This is a genomic window from Streptococcus sp. 22.1, assembly GCF_016648645.1.
In the GTDB taxonomy this organism is placed as follows: Bacteria; Bacillota; Bacilli; order Lactobacillales; family Streptococcaceae; genus Streptococcus.
The window spans coordinates 1-5,046 of sequence record NZ_JACLQK010000037.1; the positions used below are offsets into that span (position 1 = coordinate 1).

Here is a 5,046-nt window from a genome sequence, read left to right on the forward strand (position 1 = left end):
GCTAAGCGACTACCGTATCTAACAGGGGGCAACCCCCAACTACATCAGGCGTACTAGGGCTTAACTTCTGTGTTCGGCATGGGAACAGGTGTATCTCCTAGGCTATCGTCACTTAACTCTGAGTATTCTCAACTCAAAATTGAATATCTATACTGTATCAAGAAACCAAATCGTTGTCAATATGTCTCAGTTACTTTCTTTGGATAAGTCCTCGAGCTATTAGTATTAGTCCGCTACATGTGTCACCACACTTCCACTTCTAACCTATCAACCTGATCATCTCTCAGGGCTCTTACTGATATAAAATCATGGGAAATCTCATCTTGAGGTGGGCTTCACACTTAGATGCTTTCAGCGTTTATCCCTTCCCTACATAGCTACCCAGCGATGCTCTTGGCAGAACAACTGGTACACCAGCGGTAAGTCCACTCTGGTCCTCTCGTACTAGGAGCAGATCCTCTCAAATTTCCTACGCCCGCGACGGATAGGGACCGAACTGTCTCACGACGTTCTGAACCCAGCTCGCGTGCCGCTTTAATGGGCGAACAGCCCAACCCTTGGGACCGACTACAGCCCCAGGATGCGACGAGCCGACATCGAGGTGCCAAACCTCCCCGTCGATGTGAACTCTTGGGGGAGATAAGCCTGTTATCCCCAGGGTAGCTTTTATCCGTTGAGCGATGGCCCTTCCATGCGGAACCACCGGATCACTAAGCCCGACTTTCGTCCCTGCTCGAGTTGTAGCTCTCGCAGTCAAGCTCCCTTATACCTTTACACTCTGCGAATGATTTCCAACCATTCTGAGGGAACCTTTGGGCGCCTCCGTTACCTTTTAGGAGGCGACCGCCCCAGTCAAACTGCCCGTCAGACACTGTCTCCGATAGGGATAACCTATCTGGGTTAGAGTAGCCATAACACAAGGGTAGTATCCCAACAACGCCTCACTCGAAACTGGCGTCCCGAGGTCATAGGCTCCTACCTATCCTGTACATGTGGTACAGATACTCAATATCAAACTGCAGTAAAGCTCCATGGGGTCTTTCCGTCCTGTCGCGGGTAACCTGCATCTTCACAGGTACTAAAATTTCACCGAGTCTCTCGTTGAGACAGTGCCCAAATCATTACGCCTTTCGTGCGGGTCGGAACTTACCCGACAAGGAATTTCGCTACCTTAGGACCGTTATAGTTACGGCCGCCGTTTACTGGGGCTTCAATTCATACCTTCGCTTACGCTAAGCACTCCTCTTAACCTTCCAGCACCGGGCAGGCGTCACCCCCTATACATCATCTTACGATTTAGCAGAGAGCTGTGTTTTTGATAAACAGTTGCTTGGGCCTATTCACTGCGGCTGACCATAAGTCAGCGCCCCTTCTCCCGAAGTTACGGGGCCATTTTGCCGAGTTCCTTAACGAGAGTTCTCTCGCTCACCTGAGGCTACTCGCCTCGACTACCTGTGTCGGTTTGCGGTACGGGTAGAGTATAATTAACGCTAGAAGCTTTTCTCGGCAGTGTGACATCACTAACTTCGCTACTAAACTTCGCTCCCCATCACAGCTCAATGTTATAGATATAAGCATTTGACTCATATCACACCTCACTGCTTGGCCAGACACTTCCAATCGTCTGGTTTAGTTAGCCTACTGCGTCCCTCCATCACTATATACTCTAGTACAGGAATATCAACCTGTTGTCCATCGGATACACCTTTCGGTCTCTCCTTAGGTCCCGACTAACCCAGGGCGGACGAGCCTTCCCCTGGAAACCTTAGTCTTACGGTGGACAGGATTCTCACCTGTCTTTCGCTACTCATACCGGCATTCTCACTTCTATGCGCTCCAGCACTCCTCACGGTACACCTTCTTCGCACATAGAACGCTCTCCTACCATACCTATAAAGGTATCCACAGCTTCGGTAATATGTTTTAGCCCCGGTACATTTTCGGCGCAGGGTCACTCGACTAGTGAGCTATTACGCACTCTTTGAATGAATAGCTGCTTCTAAGCTAACATCCTAGTTGTCTGTGCAACCCCACATCCTTTTCCACTTAACATATATTTTGGGACCTTAGCTGGTGGTCTGGGCTGTTTCCCTTTCGACTACGGATCTTAGCACTCGCAGTCTGACTGCCGATTATATCTCGTTGGCATTCGGAGTTTATCTGAGATTGGTAATCCGGGATGGACCCCTCACCCAAACAGTGCTCTACCTCCAAGAGACTTAACATCGACGCTAGCCCTAAAGCTATTTCGGAGAGAACCAGCTATCTCCAAGTTCGTTTGGAATTTCTCCGCTACCCACAAGTCATCCAAGCACTTTTCAACGTGCCCTGGTTCGGTCCTCCAGTGAGTTTTACCTCACCTTCAACCTGCTCATGGGTAGGTCACATGGTTTCGGGTCTACGACATGATACTAATGCGCCCTATTAAGACTCGGTTTCCCTACGGCTCCGTCTCTTCAACTTAACCTCGCATCATATCGTAACTCGCCGGTTCATTCTACAAAAGGCACGCTCTCACCCATTAACGGGCTCGAACTTGTTGTAGGCACACGGTTTCAGGTTCTATTTCACTCCCCTCCCGGGGTGCTTTTCACCTTTCCCTCACGGTACTGGTTCACTATCGGTCACTAGAGAGTATTTAGGGTTGGGAGATGGTCCTCCCAGATTCCGACGAGATTTCTCGTGTCTCGCCGTACTCAGGATACTGCTAGGTATAAAGACTATTTCGAATACGAGGCTATTACTCTCTTTGGCCTACCTTCCCAGGTAGTTCTTCTATAATCTTTAAGTCCACGTTGCAGTCCTACAACCCCGAAGAGTAAACTCTTCGGTTTGCCCTCTTGCCGTTTCGCTCGCCGCTACTAAGGCAATCGCTTTTGCTTTCTCTTCCTGCAGCTACTTAGATGTTTCAGTTCACTGCGTCTTCCTCTACATTACCTTAACAGTAATGAGTGACAGGCATTACCTGCCGGGTTCCCCCATTCGGACATCTCTGGATCATTGCTCACTTACAGCTCCCCAAAGCATTTCGTCGTTAGTCACGTCCTTCATCGGCTTCTAGTGCCAAGGCATCCACCGTGCGCCCTTATTAACTTAACCTTATTTTGGTCTTTCGACCTAACTCATTAAATATTCACAGCGTTTCGGTTTATTTTCTTGTTACTATCTATATGTAATTAATTACATATGGAATTTGATATAGATATTCAATTTTCAATGGACAATACTTGAATCTTTCGATTCAATGGAGCCTAGCGGGATCGAACCGCTGACCTCCTGCGTGCAAAGCAGGCGCTCTCCCAGCTGAGCTAAGGCCCCACAAGACCTCTCAAAACTAAATAAGAAACTCAAGTACATTCCGTTTTTCCTTAGAAAGGAGGTGATCCAGCCGCACCTTCCGATACGGCTACCTTGTTACGACTTCACCCCAATCATCTATCCCACCTTAGGCGGCTGGCTCCAAAAGGTTACCTCACCGACTTCGGGTGTTACAAACTCTCGTGGTGTGACGGGCGGTGTGTACAAGGCCCGGGAACGTATTCACCGCGGCGTGCTGATCCGCGATTACTAGCGATTCCGACTTCATGTAGGCGAGTTGCAGCCTACAATCCGAACTGAGATTGGCTTTAAGAGATTAGCTTGCCGTCACCGACTCGCAACTCGTTGTACCAACCATTGTAGCACGTGTGTAGCCCAGGTCATAAGGGGCATGATGATTTGACGTCATCCCCACCTTCCTCCGGTTTATTACCGGCAGTCTCGCTAGAGTGCCCAACTGAATGATGGCAACTAACAATAGGGGTTGCGCTCGTTGCGGGACTTAACCCAACATCTCACGACACGAGCTGACGACAACCATGCACCACCTGTCACCGATGTACCGAAGTAACTTTCTATCTCTAGAAATAGCATCGGGATGTCAAGACCTGGTAAGGTTCTTCGCGTTGCTTCGAATTAAACCACATGCTCCACCGCTTGTGCGGGCCCCCGTCAATTCCTTTGAGTTTCAACCTTGCGGTCGTACTCCCCAGGCGGAGTGCTTAATGCGTTAGCTGCGGCACTGAATCCCGGAAAGGATCCAACACCTAGCACTCATCGTTTACGGCGTGGACTACCAGGGTATCTAATCCTGTTCGCTCCCCACGCTTTCGAGCCTCAGCGTCAGTTACAGACCAGAGAGCCGCTTTCGCCACCGGTGTTCCTCCATATATCTACGCATTTCACCGCTACACATGGAATTCCACTCTCCCCTTCTGCACTCAAGTTTGACAGTTTCCAAAGCGAACTATGGTTGAGCCACAGCCTTTAACTTCAGACTTATCAAACCGCCTGCGCTCGCTTTACGCCCAATAAATCCGGACAACGCTCGGGACCTACGTATTACCGCGGCTGCTGGCACGTAGTTAGCCGTCCCTTTCTGGTAAGCTACCGTCACAGTGTGAATTTTCCACTCTCACACTCGTTCTTGACTTACAACAGAGCTTTACGATCCGAAAACCTTCTTCACTCACGCGGCGTTGCTCGGTCAGGGTTGCCCCCATTGCCGAAGATTCCCTACTGCTGCCTCCCGTAGGAGTCTGGGCCGTGTCTCAGTCCCAGTGTGGCCGATCACCCTCTCAGGTCGGCTATGTATCGTCGCCTAGGTGAGCCGTTACCTCACCTACTAGCTAATACAACGCAGGTCCATCTTGTAGTGGAGCAATTGCCCCTTTCAAATAAATGACATGTGTCATCCATTGTTATGCGGTATTAGCTATCGTTTCCAATAGTTATCCCCCGCTACAAGGCAGGTTACCTACGCGTTACTCACCCGTTCGCAACTCATCCAAGAAGAGCAAGCTCCTCTCTTCAGCGTTCTACTTGCATGTATTAGGCACGCCGCCAGCGTTCGTCCTGAGCCAGGATCAAACTCTCATTAAAAATTTAATAATTGTTCGAGCGTTAACTCATTACCGTCGTCTGACGATTTATTCTTGTAAATTGACAGGTTATAATTTCTTCTATCATAACCCTGCACTTGGTTTCTTATTCAGTTTTCAAAGGTCT

1 tRNA gene and 3 rRNA genes are annotated in these 5,046 nt (G+C 49.3%); all 4 read right to left on the reverse strand.

The features are described from left to right. The 4 genes from rrf to H7U04_RS11110 all read right to left on the reverse strand — a co-directional run bounded on the left by rrf (position 1) and on the right by H7U04_RS11110 (position 4,920). Positions 1-116: ribosomal RNA gene (gene rrf, locus H7U04_RS11095) — 5S ribosomal RNA — on the reverse strand. An 83-nt stretch (positions 117-199) separates the two neighbouring features. Continuing rightward, a 23S ribosomal RNA gene (locus H7U04_RS11100) occupies positions 200-3,099 on the reverse strand. 146 nt (positions 3,100-3,245) lie between these two features. Further along, positions 3,246-3,318 (reverse strand) — tRNA-Ala (locus H7U04_RS11105). A gap of 54 nt (positions 3,319-3,372) precedes the next feature. After that, positions 3,373-4,920 (reverse strand): 16S ribosomal RNA (locus H7U04_RS11110). The 16S, 23S and 5S rRNA genes sit together here with 1 tRNA gene alongside, the layout of an rRNA operon. Between the last annotated feature and the right edge of the window lie 126 nt (positions 4,921-5,046).